This is a genomic window from Microvirga sp. VF16, from assembly GCF_016864375.1.
Lineage (GTDB): Bacteria > Pseudomonadota > Alphaproteobacteria > Rhizobiales > Beijerinckiaceae > Microvirga.
Genome location: NZ_CP069354.1, coordinates 188,749 through 204,823, shown reverse-complemented (window position 1 = coordinate 204,823; position 16,075 = coordinate 188,749). Strand labels below are relative to the sequence as shown.

At 62.7% G+C, this 16,075-nt stretch carries 15 protein-coding genes; 9 read left to right on the top strand and 6 right to left on the bottom strand.

Translation table 11 applies throughout. The features are described 5' to 3' along the window. Window positions 1–114: 114 nt before the first annotated feature. A complete protein-coding gene (locus tag JO965_RS01000) occupies window positions 115–624 on the bottom strand; it encodes an Lrp/AsnC family transcriptional regulator (RefSeq protein ID WP_203441872.1) in 510 nt (169 codons plus the stop codon). Window positions 625–741: 117 nt separating this feature from the next. Between JO965_RS01000 and JO965_RS00995 the strand changes: the two genes are divergently transcribed. Continuing rightward, on the top strand, window positions 742–1,662 hold the full coding sequence (locus JO965_RS00995) for a DMT family transporter (RefSeq protein WP_203441871.1): 921 nt from the start codon (window positions 742–744) through the stop codon (window positions 1,660–1,662). A 196-nt stretch (window positions 1,663–1,858) separates the two neighbouring features. Here the strand turns inward: JO965_RS00995 and rho are convergent, their stop codons facing one another. From rho to hemE, 3 genes are all read right to left on the bottom strand, one after another. Next, window positions 1,859–3,124, bottom strand: a complete 1,266-nt coding sequence (gene rho, locus JO965_RS00990; protein ID WP_036354999.1) for a transcription termination factor Rho — start codon at window positions 3,122–3,124, stop codon at window positions 1,859–1,861. Between the two features lie 475 nt (window positions 3,125–3,599). Continuing rightward, window positions 3,600–4,025, bottom strand: a complete 426-nt coding sequence (gene hemJ / locus JO965_RS00985) for a protoporphyrinogen oxidase HemJ (RefSeq protein WP_203441870.1) — start codon at window positions 4,023–4,025, stop codon at window positions 3,600–3,602. A 1-nt stretch (window position 4,026) separates the two neighbouring features. Further along, complete coding sequence (hemE, locus tag JO965_RS00980; protein ID WP_203441869.1) at window positions 4,027–5,064, bottom strand: uroporphyrinogen decarboxylase; 1,038 nt, start codon at window positions 5,062–5,064, stop codon at window positions 4,027–4,029. A gap of 379 nt (window positions 5,065–5,443) precedes the next feature. On the opposite strand from hemE, the gene JO965_RS00975 reads away from it, so the two are divergent. Genes JO965_RS00975 through dnaQ form a run of 5 tightly spaced genes read left to right on the top strand, consistent with a single transcriptional unit; the run spans window position 5,444 to window position 9,101 of the window. Further along, window positions 5,444–6,274 (top strand): pyruvate, water dikinase regulatory protein, encoded by an 831-nt coding sequence (locus JO965_RS00975; protein ID WP_203441868.1) that lies wholly within the window; start codon window positions 5,444–5,446, stop codon window positions 6,272–6,274. A 4-nt stretch (window positions 6,275–6,278) separates the two neighbouring features. Beyond that, window positions 6,279–6,896, top strand: a complete 618-nt coding sequence (locus tag JO965_RS00970) for a nucleoside triphosphate pyrophosphatase (protein ID WP_203441867.1) — start codon at window positions 6,279–6,281, stop codon at window positions 6,894–6,896. 13 nt (window positions 6,897–6,909) lie between these two features. Beyond that, entirely contained in the window at window positions 6,910–7,758 is an 849-nt protein-coding gene (locus JO965_RS00965) for a shikimate dehydrogenase (RefSeq protein WP_203441866.1), read from the top strand. Continuing rightward, entirely contained in the window at window positions 7,755–8,372 is a 618-nt protein-coding gene (gene coaE / locus JO965_RS00960; protein WP_203441865.1) for a dephospho-CoA kinase, read from the top strand. Before JO965_RS00965 ends, coaE begins: the two co-directional genes overlap by 4 nt. A 6-nt stretch (window positions 8,373–8,378) precedes the next feature. Beyond that, a complete protein-coding gene (dnaQ, locus tag JO965_RS00955; protein ID WP_203441864.1) occupies window positions 8,379–9,101 on the top strand; it encodes a DNA polymerase III subunit epsilon in 723 nt (240 codons plus the stop codon). 27 nt (window positions 9,102–9,128) lie between these two features. Here the strand turns inward: dnaQ and JO965_RS00950 are convergent, their stop codons facing one another. Beyond that, window positions 9,129–12,599 (bottom strand): autotransporter domain-containing protein, encoded by a 3,471-nt coding sequence (locus JO965_RS00950; RefSeq protein WP_203441863.1) that lies wholly within the window; start codon window positions 12,597–12,599, stop codon window positions 9,129–9,131. 260 nt (window positions 12,600–12,859) lie between these two features. After that, window positions 12,860–13,339 carry a protein-export chaperone SecB gene (gene secB / locus JO965_RS00945; protein WP_203441862.1) on the bottom strand — a complete coding sequence of 160 codons (480 nt, stop codon included), beginning with the start codon at window positions 13,337–13,339 and terminating at the stop codon, window positions 12,860–12,862. Between the two features lie 279 nt (window positions 13,340–13,618). Between secB and JO965_RS00940 the strand changes: the two genes are divergently transcribed. From JO965_RS00940 to JO965_RS00930, 3 genes are read left to right on the top strand one after another with little or no spacing between them, the layout of a single operon-like run. Further along, window positions 13,619–14,341 carry a Tim44/TimA family putative adaptor protein gene (locus JO965_RS00940; protein WP_203444012.1) on the top strand — a complete coding sequence of 241 codons (723 nt, stop codon included), beginning with the start codon at window positions 13,619–13,621 and terminating at the stop codon, window positions 14,339–14,341. 50 nt (window positions 14,342–14,391) lie between these two features. Next, window positions 14,392–15,507, top strand: coding sequence for a murein transglycosylase A (locus JO965_RS00935; RefSeq protein ID WP_246776701.1), 1,116 nt, complete (start codon window positions 14,392–14,394; stop codon window positions 15,505–15,507). Then, window positions 15,504–16,073, top strand: a complete 570-nt coding sequence (locus JO965_RS00930) for a Smr/MutS family protein (RefSeq protein WP_203441860.1) — start codon at window positions 15,504–15,506, stop codon at window positions 16,071–16,073. The genes JO965_RS00935 and JO965_RS00930 overlap by 4 nt, the downstream gene beginning before the upstream one ends. The last annotated feature ends 2 nt before the right edge of the window (window positions 16,074–16,075 follow it).

The following is a 16,075-nucleotide window of genomic DNA, read 5'->3' as shown; positions in this document are numbered from 1 at the left end:
GGTGAAGCTCGGCGCTTCAATGATTTGAGATCACCGGCACGAGGCCGGTGATGACGAAAGAGGTGAATGTCCAGCCTGACTCTCTGGCATGGGCAGAATCGTTGCGAGGAGCCCTCAGCAATCAGGCTTCCGCTCCTCAACCTCCCGCTTGAGATGTGTCAGCGGCAGAGCCGCGTCGGATTTCACGCGCGTGAGGGCGAAGTTGGAGCGGATGTCGCCGATCATCGGCAGGATCAGGATCTTTTCCGTCAACAGCTTCTCGTAGGCTTTGAGATTGGTCACCACGATCTCGGCGATGAAATCGGCTGTGCCGGAGACCATGTGGCAGGCCACCACCTCGGGCATCGCGGCGAGCGCCTGCTGGAGCGCCTGTGCATTGTCGCGGGAATGTTTTTCCACCTTGATCTCGACGAAGACGGTAAGACCCAAGCCGACGGAGTCCCGGTCGAGCACGGCTCGGTAGGTGCGGATGAAGCCATCACGCTCCAGGCGTCGGATCCGCCGGAGACAAGGAGAGGGCGAGAGGCCAACCTGATCGGCCAATTCCTGATTGGTCAGCCGCCCGTCGCTCTGAAGGGCGTTCAGGATCCGCAGATCGATGGCGTCGAGATTGATATAGGGCATGGATGCGTGAAACCCAGTTTTGCGCAATTTTCTGCCAAGAATAGGCAATCATCAAGTCAAACTTCGCAAGGACATGCCATACCCTGAAAGCCTATGCTCTTAGGCAGGAGGTTTCCCATGTCCGATCTTGCCCTTGCCTCGCCCCAGGCTCAAACTCGCCCTGCCCTGATCGGCTGGCTCGCCGCCTTCGCCACAGTCACGATCTGGGCCGTCTGGGCGGTCGCCACCCGTCATGCGGTGACGCATGATTTACCGCCGGCCGCCGTCGGTCTGTTGCGCTTCGGAGTTCCCGCCCTCCTGCTGCTCCCGATCAGCTGGCGGATCGGTCTGTTCCCGAAGAATCTCGGTTTCTTGAAAGGACTCGGGCTTCTCGGCTCCGGTGCTCCGTTCTTTCTCATTGTTGCGCTCGGCATGCAGTTCGCTCCGGCAGCGGAGATCGGCCCGCTTCTGCCCGGCACCATGCCGCTCTTCGTGGCGCTGATCGGCTGGCTCGTCTTTGGCGAGCGGCTCGGACGTATCCGGATCGCGGGCTTCGCGCTCATCCTCATCGGCGTCGTCTGTATCGGCGGCTATGGATTGCTGTTTGCCGGCAACGGCACTTGGCGCGGGCATGTGCTGCTGCTCGCCGGCGCCTGTTTGTGGGGGATCTATACCCATGCCTATCGCCGCAGCGGATTGTCGTCCCTTCAGGCCGCAGCGCTCATCGGGCTATGGTCGTTCCTCGTCCTCCTGCCCCTCGGCGCTCCATCTCTCGTTCATGCGCTTGATGATGGACTTGCTGGATCTGTGATCTTGCAGGCCGTCGTGCAGGGGTTTCTCTCGGGCGTCGCCGGCATCGTGCTTTACGGCATCGCCATCGACCGCCTTGGCGCCTCGCGCGCTGCAGCCGTCTCGCCCTTGTCGATCGTGCTGGCAGCTTTGATCGCTATTCCCGTTCTCGGCGAGATCCCGGATACCGTCGCTCTCACCGGGATAACATTGGCGACGCTCGGCGTTGTGCTGGCAAGCGGCGTCTTCGGTTCCGCAAGCAAAGGATGACCCGCGACAGCATAAGGGAGCGGCGATGTTCTTGTTCTTCTCGAACCGGCTCGGCTGCGCGGGCTCGCTCCTGGTCTCCGCCGTGTTGACCCTGATCGTGCTGTGGCTGATGGGCGTGTTATAAAACACAAAACAAAAGCCCCACCCTCCTGGCTTGAGAGGATGGGGCCAAAATTCCGTAGGCGGACGTTCCGCCTTAGGTGTTCATCGAGTCGAAGAATTCCTGGTTCGACTTGGTCTGACGTAGCTTGTCGAGCAGGAACTCGATGGCATCCACCGTGCCCATCGGGTTGAGGATGCGGCGCAGCACATACATCTTCTTGAGCGTGTCGCTCGGCACCAGCAGTTCTTCCTTACGGGTGCCGGAGCGGGTGATGTCGATGGCCGGGAAGGTGCGCTTGTCGGCGACCTTGCGATCCAGGATGATTTCCGAGTTGCCGGTGCCCTTGAACTCTTCAAAGATCACTTCGTCCATGCGCGAGCCGGTATCGATCAGCGCGGTCGCGATGATGGTGAGCGAACCGCCTTCCTCGATATTGCGCGCCGCACCGAAGAAGCGCTTCGGACGCTGCAGGGCGTTGGCGTCGACACCGCCGGTGAGCACTTTTCCTGAAGACGGCACCACCGTGTTGTAGGCGCGGCCCAGACGCGTGATCGAATCGAGCAGGATGACCACGTCGCGGCCATGTTCCACCAGACGCTTCGCCTTCTCGATCACCATCTCGGCGACCTGCACGTGGCGCGTCGCCGGCTCGTCGAAGGTGGAGGCCACGACCTCGCCCTTCACCGAGCGCTGCATGTCGGTCACTTCCTCCGGACGCTCGTCGATGAGCAGCACGATGAGGTAGCACTCGGGATGGTTGGTGGTGATCGACTGCGCGACGTTCTGCATCAGCACGGTCTTACCGGTGCGCGGCGGCGCGACGATGAGCGCGCGCTGGCCCTTACCGATGGGCGAGACGATGTCGATGATGCGCGGCGAGAAATCTTTTCTGGTCGGATCCGCAATCTCGAGATTGAAGCGCTCGTGCGGGAAGAGCGGCGTCAGGTTGTCGAAGTGAACCTTGTGCCGGATCTTCTCGGGATCCTCGAAATTGATCGTGTTGACCTTGAGCAGCGCGAAATAGCGCTCGCCCTCTTTCGGACCACGGATCGGACCGTCCACCGTGTCGCCGGTGCGCAAGCCGAATTTCCGGATCTGCGAGGGCGAGACATAGATGTCGTCGGGGCCGGGCAGGTAGTTCGAATCGGCGGAACGAAGGAAGCCGAAGCCGTCCTGCAGCACCTCGACGACGCCGGCGCCGATAATTTCCACCTCGCGCGCCGCCAGCTGCTTGAGGATGGCGAACATCAGCTCCTGCTTACGCATGGTGCTCGCGTTCTCGACCTCGAGCTCTTCAGCGAAGGTGATCAGTTCGGTGGCGGATTTGGATTTCAGGTCTTGAAGTTTGATTTCCCTCATCGGGGAACACTCTCGGGGTAAAATCGCGGGCAGATGGAGCTGTACGCGGGAAGGTCGGGGAAACGTTGGACAGGGCCGCTCAGTTCACGAAGGGTGACTTGAGAGAGCCCTGTCGGGCCCGTGCAGCGCAACCTGTCTTTAGAGGAAGAGGACTCCCTTTTAGCCTTATTCGGGCCAAGGCTCAAGAGGGTTTAAAACACGACGTCGCGAGCACCGGGGCGGGCAGGACGTCTCTTCCCTCCCCCTTGCGGGGAGGGATTGAGGGTGGGGGTCGAAAAGTCGGAGCGCTGCATTTTCCAGCTGGATCAATGGCTACTACAGTATCCGGCTGGACTGATCGCTCACCTCGTCACACCACCACCGCCCCTGCCCCTCCCCGCAAGGGGGAGGGAAGATCGCGCCATACTCGTCCTGCGATCCCGGATCGGCTGCACCGTCCGGGATGACAGTTGTGTTGAATGTGTTGAACAAAAAATCAAAATGGCTTCACGATCACCAGGATCACGATGCCGATCATGAGGATCGTCGGGACCTCGTTGATCATCCGGTAGAACTTCGCCGGTCGCACATTCGCGTCGGCGGCAAAGACTTTCACGGTCTTCGACAGGAAACCGTGGACGCCGGACAGGATCAGCACCAGGAGCACCTTCGCGTGCAGCCAGCCGGAGGTGTACCAGCCGCCTTGCCAGATTAGGATCAAGCCCAGGATCCAGGCCAAGCTCATGGCCGGGTTGATGATCGCCTTGAGCAGACGCCGCTCCATGATCTTGAAGGTCTCGGACTGGATCGAGCCTTTCGGCACATCGCAATGATAGACGAAGAGACGCGGCAGATAGAGCATGCCCGCCATCCACGCGATGATGGCGATCACGTGGGCCGCCTTGATCCAAAGATACAACATCTCATGCCCCCCGCACGCGAGCGATCATCTGTTCCACGTGTTCGATCGGTGTCTCCGGCAGGATGCCGTGCCCGAGATTGAAGATATGCGGCTGTCCGCGCACCGCATTGAGGATATGATCGACACCTTTGGTCAGCGCCTCGCCCCCGGCAATCAGCGCGAGTGGATCGAGATTGCCCTGGGTCGCGACCATGCCCGGCAGGGTCGGCAGCACGACGGCTGGATCGAGGGTCCAGTCGAGGGCCAGGGCATCGCCGATCCCGGCTGCCGCGAAGCGATGAAGGTTGGCACCGCCGCCGCGCACGAACACGATGGCCTTTGCCTGCGGCCGCGCCGCCTTCAAGCCCTCCACCATCCGGCGGATCGGGCCGAGCGACAGCCGGTCGAAAAGCGCGGGTGGCAGGGCGGATCCAAAACTCTCGAAGATCTGGACCGCCTCCGCGCCTGCATCGATCTGGCGGATGAGATAGGCAGTGGAGGCTTGGACCAGCCGGTCGATCAGTGCATCCATGAAAGCCGGATCGCGATAGGCGGTCAGCCGCGCCGGTGCCTGATCGGGCGTCCCCTTGCCGGCGATCATGTAGCTCGCCACCGTCCAGGGTGCGCCGCAGAAGCCGAGGAGCGTCGTTTCCTTCGGCAGGCTCTTGCTCAGGCGGTCGAGGGTCTCGAAGACCGGATCGAGCCGCTCCAGCGGCAGCTCCTCGGCGAGTCTCGAAAAATCTTTCTCGGAAGTCACCGGATCGAGCTTCGGTCCTTCATTCTCGACGAAGCGCACGTCCTGGCCCAGCGCATGGGGGATGACCAGGATGTCGGAGAACAGGATCGAGGCGTCGAAGCCGAAGCGGCGGATCGGCTGAAGCGTTACCTCCTCGGCAAGCCTCGGCGTGTAGCAGAGATCGAGAAAGGAGCCCGCTTGGCTTCGGGTGGCTCGATATTCCGGCAGATAACGGCCGGCCTGACGCATGATCCAGATCGGCAGCGGCCAGACCGGCTCGCCGTTCAGCACGCGGAGGATCGCTTTGGTGGGACGCTCGCTCACAGGCCCTCTCTTAAAATATAATCTTTGAATCAAAGAATCTGATGTTTCTCTTGGGCCGTGAATCGCAAAGCCGCAACCCCGTCCACAGGCGTTCCACATGGGCTGCGCTGTTAACGGGTCATTAACGGTTGGGGCGGACGTGCCACAATCCTTTCCGAATTGTTAAACCTTAACAGCCCGTTAACGAAGATTAACCAAATCTGAATCGAAAATTTGGGGGTGATTCGTGCCGGATTCTCCCAATTGGACAGTTTCAGAGTCGCACAACGATGAGCCCTGTTGATGGCTTGAGACGAATCCCACAGGCCCCTCCGCTGGACCTCGGGACCGGGTCGTTTTATCCACACTGATCGACTCCTCTCCATGGAGAGCATCCGCCGTGGGACGCAGCTATTTCCATCTCCATCTCGTCTCGGATTCGACTGGCGAAACGCTGATCACCGTCGCCCGCGCGGTGGTGGCGCAATATGAGGGCGTCGCCGCCATCGAGCATGTCTATCCGCTCGTGCGCTCCAACACGCAGCTCGAGCGCGTGATCAGCGAGATCGAGACCGCGCCCGGCATCGTGCTCTACACCCTGGTCGAGCAGGATCTGGCTCATCGGCTCGAAGAGGTTTGCCGCGCCACCGGCTCGCCGCATCTCTCCGTGCTCGAGCCGGTGCACGCCCTGCTCTCCTCCTATCTCGGTACGCATTCGACCGCGCGCCCCGGTGCGCAGCACATGCTGAACGCAGAATATTTCAAGCGCATCGACGCGATGAACTTCACACTTCTCCATGACGACGGGCATCTGCCGCATGATCTCGATGAAGCGGATGTGATCCTCGTCGGCGTGAGCCGCACCTCGAAGACGCCGACGGCGGTCTATCTCGCCAATCGCGGCCTGAAAACGGCGAATATTCCTCTCGTGCCCGGCGTGCCGCCACCACCGGTTCTGGAATCGGCTAAAAAAGCCCTCATCGTCGGGCTCGTAGCAACGCCGGAACGCATCGTGCAAATCCGGCAGAACCGCCTCCTCAGTCTCAACGCCGATGACGACACGTCTTATGTGGATCGCGACGCGGTGGCGGAGGAACTCGCAGCGTCACGGCGGCTCTTCGCCCGCAACGGCTGGCCGGTGATCGACGTGACCCGCCGCTCCATTGAGGAGACCGCGGCGGCGATCATCGATCTCTATCGCGACCATCGGCTGCGTTTTATCGCGGAATAGATTCATGCCCGCACTCTGGACCCATTCCGAAAAGCTGCTTCTCGCCTCGACAAGCGCGACACGCCTTACGCTGCTCGTGAGTGCGGGCCTTCCCGTCGAGACGCAGAATGCGGGTATCGACGAGCGCGCCATTGAAGAGGCGGCCGCAGCGGAAAAACTCGATCTGCCTGCGCTTGCCACACGCCTTGCTGCGGAAAAGGCGCTTGCGGTGAGTCGCCGTCATCCTGAAAGGGTCGTGCTGGGGGCTGATCAGGTGCTCGAATGCGAAGGAGAAATTTTTCACAAATCGGTAGACCGGGCCGCCGCACATGCGCAGCTCAAGCGCGTGGCGGGGCGTCAGCATGCTCTCCATTCCGCAGGAACTCTCGCCATCGGCGGGCAGGTGGTCGAGGATTTCGTGGCGAGCGCCTATCTGACCATGCGGCCTCTGACGGATGAGGTCATCGATCTCTATCTCGACCTCGCCGGTCCGGATGTGCTCAAAAGCGTCGGCGTTTACCAGCTCGAAGGGTTCGGCGTTCATCTCTTCGAGACGGTCGAAGGGGATCACTCGACGATTTTGGGCCTTCCTCTCCTCCCGCTTCTCGCCGCCTTGCGCCGTCTCGGCTGCCTTGCCCTTTAAGGATTTTGACTTCATGACGAAGGCCTTCGTCGTCGGCCATCCGATCAAGCATTCCCGCTCGCCGCTGATCCATGGGTATTGGCTGCAGCAATACGGGCTCGACGGCTCCTATGAGCGCATCGATGTCGCGCCTGTTAACTTCGGGGATTTCTTGAAGGGCTTTCGGTCGCAGGGCTTCGCCGGAGGCAACGTCACCATCCCGCACAAGGAGATAGCTTTCCTCGGCGTCGAGCGTCGCACAGCGCAGGCGGAGAGGGTGGGCGCCGTCAACACCCTCTGGATCGAGGATGGCGTGCTCTGGGGCGACAACACGGATGTCACCGGCTTCATGGCCCATCTCGATGCGACCCTGGGGATAGGCTGGGAACAGGATGTGGAGACGGTTCTCGTGCTCGGGGCCGGCGGAGCCGCCCATGCCGTGGTGGCGGGTCTTCAGAACCGGCCTTGCAAGCGCATCTTCGTCGCAAACCGTACCCTGTCGAAGGCCGAAGACTTGGTCCGGGATCTCAGGCCCGGCAGTTCCGTCGGCTTGGAGACCTCGGCCTGGGAGGCTCTTCCGCGGGTGATCCCGCATGCCCAGCTCATCGTCAACACCACGTCGCTCGGCATGGCGGGCCAGCCACCGCTCACCCTCGATTTGTCCAAGGCGCCGCGCAACGCCGCCGTGGCGGACATCGTCTATGTTCCGCTCGAGACCCCCCTCCTGGCTGCGGCGACGGCGCAGGGTTTAAGAACAGTCGATGGTCTCGGCATGCTGCTTCATCAGGCAGTGCCTGGATTCAAACGCTGGTTCGGCGTGACGCCCGAGGTGACGCCTGAATTGCGCGCGCTGATCCTCGCCGATATCGAGGGCAAAAGATGACCTTCGTGCTTGGCCTCACCGGCTCCATCGGCATGGGAAAATCGGCCACCGCCGATCTGTTTCGCAAGCTCGGTGTGCCGGTTCATGATGCCGACGCTGCCGTGCACAAGCTCTATCGCGGCCGTGCCGCGCCGTTGATCGAAAAAGCCTTTCCCGGCACGGTCAGCGACGATGCCGTCGACCGGGCAAAGCTCGGAGCGGCGGTCCTCGACAATCCCGAGCGTATGACGCAGCTGGAGGCCATCGTGCATCCGCTGGTGCGCGAGGAGGAGGAAGCCTTTCTCAAAAAGGTCTCGGTCCTGTCGCCGGTGGCCGTGCTCGACATTCCCCTCCTGTTCGAGACCGGAGGCGAAACGCGCTGCGACGCGGTTCTCGTCGTCACCGCGCCAGCCTCCGTTCAGCGCGACCGCGTGCTCGCCCGTCCTGGCATGACGGATGAAAAATTTCGTGCCATCCTGGCCAAGCAGATGAGGGACGAGGACAAGCGTCGGCGCGCCCATTTTCTGGTTGATACCAGCCGCGGTTTCGACTCGGCGGAGGCGCAGGTGCGGTCCGTTCTCGCCTGTCTCGCCGGCCGGCCGGGACGGCGTCATCCTTTTTTGATGAAGAGTTAGTCAACGATGTTGCGTGAAATCGTTCTCGATACCGAAACTACCGGCACCAACCATGCGAATGGCGACCGGGTGATCGAAATCGGCTGCGTCGAGCTTCTCAACCACATCCCGACCGGCAAGAGCTATCACGTCTATATCAACCCGGAATGCCCGGTTTCGCCCGGCGCCTTCGCGGTCCACGGCCTGTCGGACGAGTTTCTGGCCGACAAGCCGGTTTTCGCGGCGGTTGCGGACGAGTTCGCCGAGTTCGTCCGCGATGCGCGGCTCGTGATCCACAATGCCGCCTTCGACATCGGCTTTCTGAATGCGGAATTCGCCCGCACCGGGCACAGGCCATTCAACCTTCCCGATGTGGTCGACACGCTCTCGATGGCCCGGCGCAAGCATCCGGGTGCGGCGAACAACCTCGATGCGCTCTGCAGCCGTTATGGAATCGACAATTCCAAGCGCACCAAGCACGGAGCATTGCTCGACGCCGAGATCCTGGCCGAGGTCTATATCGAGCTGATCGGCGGCCGGCAGGTCGGCTTCGACCTCGCGATGAAGCCTGCCGCGCGAAGCCGCGCGACCGTGCAGGGCGAGATTGCGGCACGAGAGGCCCGTCCGCGCACCCTGATCTCGCGCCTGACCGACGCCGAGCGCGCGGCGCACGAGGCCTTCATCAAGTCCCTCGGAGAGAACGCTCTCTGGCGCGAATATCTCGGTGAGACCACGCCTGAGGCGTCCTGAGATCGATCCCAGGGTGGATCGACTGCCTCAATGTGTGCCGAAGCGCCAGACGAGGTTGCCTTTGAGCGCATGGTCCTGCGCGCGTTCGTCGATCTGACCGGAATAGGCCACACCAAGGCTCAGGGCGTCCGAGGCCTGCCAGTCGAGACCGGCCTCCACCGCGAGTGCGTTTCGACCCACGGGCACGCCCGCCACCGCAAAGGCCGAGGCGCTACCCGCAAAGGCGAGAAGCGTTTCAGGCTCGACATCGAAGGCATGGCGCCAGCCGAGCATGCCGCGGATTGTCAGTGGAACGTCGGCGCTCAGGCGCGTCTGAGCCCGCAGGCCCAGCGTGGTGGTGGCGAGATCCTGATCCTGTCCGAGACCGGTGAGTGCGGCCGCCCCGCCCTCCTCCTGGAAGGTATCCATATGTAGCCGCAGCACGGAGGCGCCGATGAACGGCTCCAGCTGAAAGCCTGCGAGATCGAAACGATAGCTGAGTTCGGCGAAGGCCTGTGCGGACCAGCCGTCATAAGATGCGCCGGTCGAGTCCGTGAAGCCCGGGAACTGTACCCGACGCTGGATATCGACATCATACCAGGCATAAGCCGCGCCGAGTCTTAAAGAGAGGGCGCCCCAGGTGCTGGACCCGTAGAGCGCACTGAAGATGCTTTCGTTGGTGCCTGAGGACAGGCGCCCATCGATATCGAAAGTCGTGCGAGTAAAGCCGCCGGCGACGCCGAGGCGCCAGGTCGGATCGAGCGCGGCATCCGCGCCGAGGATGAAGCCGCCGGTGGACGTGTCGAGAGAGGCCGCGTTGCCGTTCGAATCCGCCTTGCCCCAGGACCCGAAACCTTCGCCCCAAAGGGCGAGGCGGCGCGGATCGAGGCTGAGCCCCGGCACGGCGATTGTTTGTGGCCCCGCGCCCGGCAGATCGGCGGCATAGGCGGCGTTGTATGAGCCCTGCTCGAGTGTCGGCAGATTCGAGCCCGCCGGCTGGCGCAGGCGGGTGAGGATCGCCTCGCGCACCCGTCGGCCATCCTCATAGGCCACACTCATGGCCGAGGCATGCGCCTCCCCGGAGAGAGCATCGAAGGCCTGGCGCGCCGCGCCGACGCTGGCACCCAGCACCGTGCGATAGAGGGTGTCGCCCGCGCCCAGCGCCTCGACCGCATCGGCGGTGCGGTATTGGTTGATGGTCTGGGCGACGGAGTGGAAGGCCGTGGGGGTTGGCTCGTCCGGGTTTGTCGGATCGGTCGGGTCCGTTGGATCCGTCTTGCGGACGAGGGTGAGGGTCACCGTGTCGTTGCTATAACCGAGGGTGGGTGTGACGAAGGCGAAGGGACCGCCGCTCGTGCCTGCGAACTGCCCGCTCACGCCGCGCTGGGCAGCGAGGATCGTATAGGGCCTGTTCTCGACATAGCCGGTGCCCTGGTCTGGTAGGATCTGCACCGTGCCGCCGGAGAGCGTCGCCGCGCCGGTGGCGGCGATCCTGTCGGACCGTCGGGCCTTGTCGATCTCGAGCGCATAGACCGAGCCGGGCGCAAAGGAGACGTTGCCGTTCACGTTCAAGGTGCCGATGGAATTGCCCGGCGCCACCGTGCCGCCCGACAGCACCGACAGGCTGCCGACGATGCCGGTGCCGCCAAGCGTGCCCTTGCCATGGGCGTCAACGCTCACCGAGACCGGAGACGAAGCCAGAGATCCGTTCACCAGCAGGAGACCGTTCAGAACCTGCGTCGGTCCCGTGAGTGTGTTCCTGCCGTTCAACGTGAGCGTAACGGGGGTGACCTTCTTCAAAGTGGTGTTGCCGCTGATAGTGCCGTCGAAGATGCCTTCGCTGATCGTGAAGGTCGCGCCGTTGCCGGTCAGCGTGCCCCGCCCACGCAGGTCGAAGAAGGTGGAATCGTAAGTCGTCAAATCGACGGTGGCGTTCTCGTGGATGGTCAGCGCCTGCGCGCCGCCACTGAGAAGCGTGCTGAGCGCCCGAGAACCCGCCCTCAGCGTGCCGCCGACCACATCGATCCAATATATCCCATAGCCGTTGCGCAGCGGACCGACGACGCTCACCGTTCCGGTATCCGATGCGGTACCGAATCTCAGGGTTGCACTATTGCCGACGAAACCGAAATTGATGTTGAGCGTCTGGCCCATCGCAGCCGAGATCGTTCTGACGGGATCGCCGGCTCTGATGATGATGGGGTTCGAGAGCGTCGCCGTGCCGGCGATGTTGGAGCGCAGGTGACCGCCTGCCAGGAAGATGTCTCCCATTCCAAGCGCAGCGGCGTTCCGGATCTCGATGGTGCCGTCGTTGATCGTCGTGCCGCCGGTGTAGGTATTGCTGCCCGAAAGCGTCAGCGTGCCGATACCGGTCTTCGTCAGAGAACCTGACCCGCTTAAGACATTCGCGATTCCGATAGTGTGGCCATTGCTGTCGAGAAACGCTCCGCCACCATTGATGACGACATTTCCAGGTGCAAAGCCGGAAACAAAGCTGCTCTCATCGCGGGTGGCACGCAGAATGCCTCCATTAAACGTCAGCGTGCCGTCACCCCGGTCTTTGATCACTTGCCCGGTTGTCAGGATCCCGCGCGATATGTTTGTCCCGTTTAGGGTCAGTGTGCCTTGCCCACCCACATTGAATCCCAATGTCGTCACATCGGAACTGACAGCACCGCCATTCGCAATGGTCAGTGTGCCGGTGCCGTTACCGCCGACATATAGAATGTTATCGGTGGTCCATCTGGAGCCTGCCCCGCTCACCGTCACCGTACCCGATGAGCCGGTATTGTCACCAATCAGGCTTGTGCCGCTGTGGACGCTGCCACCATCCTCAATGGTGAGCGTGCCGGTGCCGTGATTGCCAACAGACAGATTGCCCTCAGTGCTCCATTGCGAGCCAGGGCCTCTCACCGTCACCGTACCCGATGAGCCGGCGACAAAACCGATATAGCTATTGTTGTTGATGACATTGACGGTGCCGCCATTCTCGATGGTCAACACGCCGGTGCCAGAATCGCCAACACTGAGAAGGGCGTTGGACCTGAGGCGCGAGCCGGCTCCTGTCACCGTCATGCTGCCGGATGAAGTGTCTACGTGGGAGCCGAGCGCGACACCGGTACTGGTGACGCTGCCGCCGTTCTCGATGGATAACGTGCCCGTGCCCCCTGTACCGAGATAGAGACGGGTAGTGATCCATTGGGAGCCGTTGTCTCTCACGGTTACCATCCCGGAGGAGCCAAAGGTCGCGCCGATCACACCGTCGACACTTCTGATCACACCACCGTTCACGATGACCAAAGTGCCGGTGCTTGTGTCGCCAACAGTGAGGACCCCTCCAGCATCCCACGGCGACGGATGGGTGCCGGGAATGGTGACCACTGCGCCATTATCGATGATTTCATCAGCATGAACGGCAGGCGGCAAAGGCAGCAGGGCTGCCAAAGCTGTTCCGGTCAACAGCAACCGCTTGTGAAAATTGATGGGCCTCTCGTTTCGATGGTCCCGAGCGAACAGCATGCCAGCCTCCCCAGCCGGACAGATTCATGCGGTGCGAAGCACCCCGACGCCTTTTTCCCTCATACAAGGAATTGCTTCTCAGGAGACTTGCCTTTGGGGCAAACAGCGAAGGTTTTGCAAGGGTGTATTATTACCGCAACATGTTTGCTTGGAGAGCAAGACTGTGCTCTCGCAGCCCAGAGAGCGTCTCCAAAAACAAATCGGGCGAAGCGGAGGCCGCTTCGCCCGATCCGATAATATTTTGAAACGCGTCCGAGCGCTTACGACAGCGTCTGGCCGTTACCCGGCTGGCCCTGCACCTCGGCAGCGCGCTGGCGGTAGAGGGCGACGAAGTCGATCGGGTCGATATAGAGGGGTGGGAAGCCGCCGTTGCGCACCGCATCCGCCACCATCTGGCGGGCGAAGGGGAAGAGCAGGCGCGGGCACTCGATCATCACCACCGGATGCAGCTGCTCCTGCGGGATGTTCTGGATGCGGAACACGCCGGAATAGGTCAGCTCGAAGGCAAACAGCACGTCCTTGCCGCCGATCTTGGCATCGCCTTCGAGGGTCAGGTCGACCTCGAAATCGGCCTCGGCCAGCTGCTTGGCATTTACGTTGACCTGCAGGTTGATCTGCGGGCCTTCCGATTGCTGCTGCAGGGAGCGGGGGGCGTTGGGGTTCTCGAAGGAGAAATCCTTGCAGTACTGCGCAAGGGCGTTGAGCGCGGGCGCTCCGTTGTTTGCCGGATTCTCGGCCATGGGTTTCTTGCTCCCTAAGGGGTGTCTCGTGGGGCCCGGACGGGATACGTCGTCAAGCAAAGCGCCGGCTCGCTTCGGGCCATGGGCCTTCGCGCTATCAGCTTCTCAGAGCTGAGGCAAGATTTGCGCGAAGCGAGATTTGAGCCCATGCATTCGCTTGTCGGGCGCAGAGGTGGATGTTACGACCTCAAGACCCCATATGCGAAGGATGACACCTTCGCCTCCTTGACACAACGCCCGGCGGCAACCGGGCGCGGGCAGGCTCACAACGGATCGACGATGCAGGATTCCTTCGACATCACGACCCTTATCTTTATCGTACTCGCCGTTTTCGTGATCTGGCGTCTTCGCTCCGTCCTGGGGCAGAAGACCGGCAACGAGCAGCCGCCCTTCGACCCGATGTCGCGCCGCGATGCGCCACTTCGCCCTGGCAATGCGCCGGCCGAGCCGGATCACAATGTGGTGCGTCTGCCCGGCGCCAATGGCACCCGTCCCGCCGCCGAGGTTCAGTCCCCTGAGCGTTGGAAAGGCATCGCCGAGCCCGGCACGCCTATGTCCCAGGCCCTCGACGGGATTGCCCGTCTTGAGCCGAATTTCAATCCGACCGAGTTTCTGGAAGGCGCCAAGGCCGCCTACGAGATGATCGTCTCCGCCTTCGCGCAAGGGGATCGCAAGACCCTGAAGGATCTTCTCTCCCGCGACGTCTACGAGGGCTTCGAGCGGGCGATCACCGAGCGTGAGCGCCGGGGTGAGACGGTCGAGACCACCTTCGTGTCCATCGACAAGGCCGAGATGGCCGGTGCCGAGCTTCAGGGCAAATCGGCCCAGATCGTGGTGCGCTTCCTCTCCAAGCTCATCACCGCGACCCGCGACGCCTCCGGCAACGTGGTCGACGGCAGCCCTGAGACCGTGGCCGACGTCACCGATGTATGGACCTTCGCCCGCAATCTCGGCAGCCGCGATCCCAACTGGCAGCTCGTGGCGACCGAAGCGGGGCAATGAGGCATGCCGGGCGGGCCCTCCTCGCTTGTTCTCTCGTCTGGACGCTGAGCATGTCCGCTGCCGCCGGATCGGCACTCAAGGACCAGGCGCGCCTTGAGCCCCTGCCCTTCACGGAACTTGCCGGCTGGGTGGCGGATGATCACGCCGCTGCCTTCCAGGCCTTCTTGCGCTCCTGCCGGGCGTTCGATGCCAAAGCCGCCACGCTTCGTCCGGCTCAGGCGCCTCAAGAAGACCTCCTGGCCGTCTGTCGCGAGGCCCTGAAGACGCCTCGTCTCGGCAAGGCCGAGGCGCGGCGCTTCTTCGAGACGCTTTTCCAGCCCGTCAGCGTGGCCCCGCTCTCCGGAAACGGCTTTCTCACCGGTTATTACGAGCCTGAGTTCCAGGGCTCGCGCACGCCGGACGCCATTTATCGCGTCCCCCTGCTCGACCGCCCTGGCGACCTCGTCACTATTCCGCAGGGCGAAACCCTCCCCGGCCTCGACGGGGGCCTACAAGCCGCCCGACGGACCAAGGATGGTTACGAGCCCTATCCGGATCGCGCCGCCATCGAGGAAGGGGCCTTAGGCCAGCTCGCCAAACCCATCGTTTATCTCCGCGAGCCGGGCGAAGCCTTCATCATCCATGTACAGGGCTCGGCCCGCATCCGCCTGAACGATGGCTCGGTCATGCGAGTGGCCTATGCCGGCCGCAATGGGCGGCCTTACACGTCCATCGGCCGTCTGCTGGTGCAACAGGGCGAGATGGATCTGGAGACCATGACGCTGGCAAAGCTCATGGGCTGGCTGAAGGGCAATCCAGAACCGGCCAAGGCCCTGATGCGGCAGAACCAATCCTACATCTTCTTCCGCGAGGCGAGCGAACTTGCCCCCGAGGACGGACCCATCGGCGGGGCCGGTACCCCGCTCGTGCCCGGCCGGAGCCTAGCAGTTGACAGGTCGCTTTGGGCTTACGGCCTGCCCGTCTGGCTCGACGGGCAATTGCCGCTGACGCTCGACAAGACCGAGCCCCTGCAGCGGCTGATGATCGCGCAGGACACGGGCTCGGCCATCGTCGGCCCGGCGCGTGGCGATTTCTTCTTCGGCAGCGGCGAGGAGGCGGGGCGGCGTGCAGGCCTTCTGCGCCACGCGGTCCGCTTCGTGGTTCTGCAGCCCAAACCCCGTTCATGACCAAGAAAAGCCGCACCCGCCAGCTCAGCCCCGAGGAGAAGCGGCTCTGGTCGCATGTGGCTAGGCACGTAAAGCCCATGACGGGAAAGCTCCTGCCGCCCGAACCGGAACCCGAGGCGAAGCCCGCGACAACTCCTGCCCCGCAGATCGTGGCCCTCGCTCCTGTTCTGCCCCCGCTCCCACCCCAGGCGAAACCGGCCCTGCCACCGCTTTCTCCCGTGGAGCGCAAGACGCTTCAGGCCCTCCGGCGCGGCCGCAAGGATGTGGACAGCGTCATCGACCTGCACGGGATGCGACAGGAAGAGGCCCATTTCGCTCTTCTGAGCTTCCTTCGCCGGGCACAAGGCTCCGGCTACGGGCTCGTTCTGATCATCACCGGCAAGGGTGGCGCAGCCATCAGCAGCGGGATGTTCGAGGAGCGTGGAGTCTTGAAGCGCATGGTTCCCCATTGGCTGCGCCTGCCCGACCTTCGCTCGCTCGTGATCGGCTTCGAGGAAGCCTCTCCTCAGCATGGCGGATCCGGTGCACTCTATGTCAGGCTCCGCCGCCGGCGGGGTGCGGGATAGAT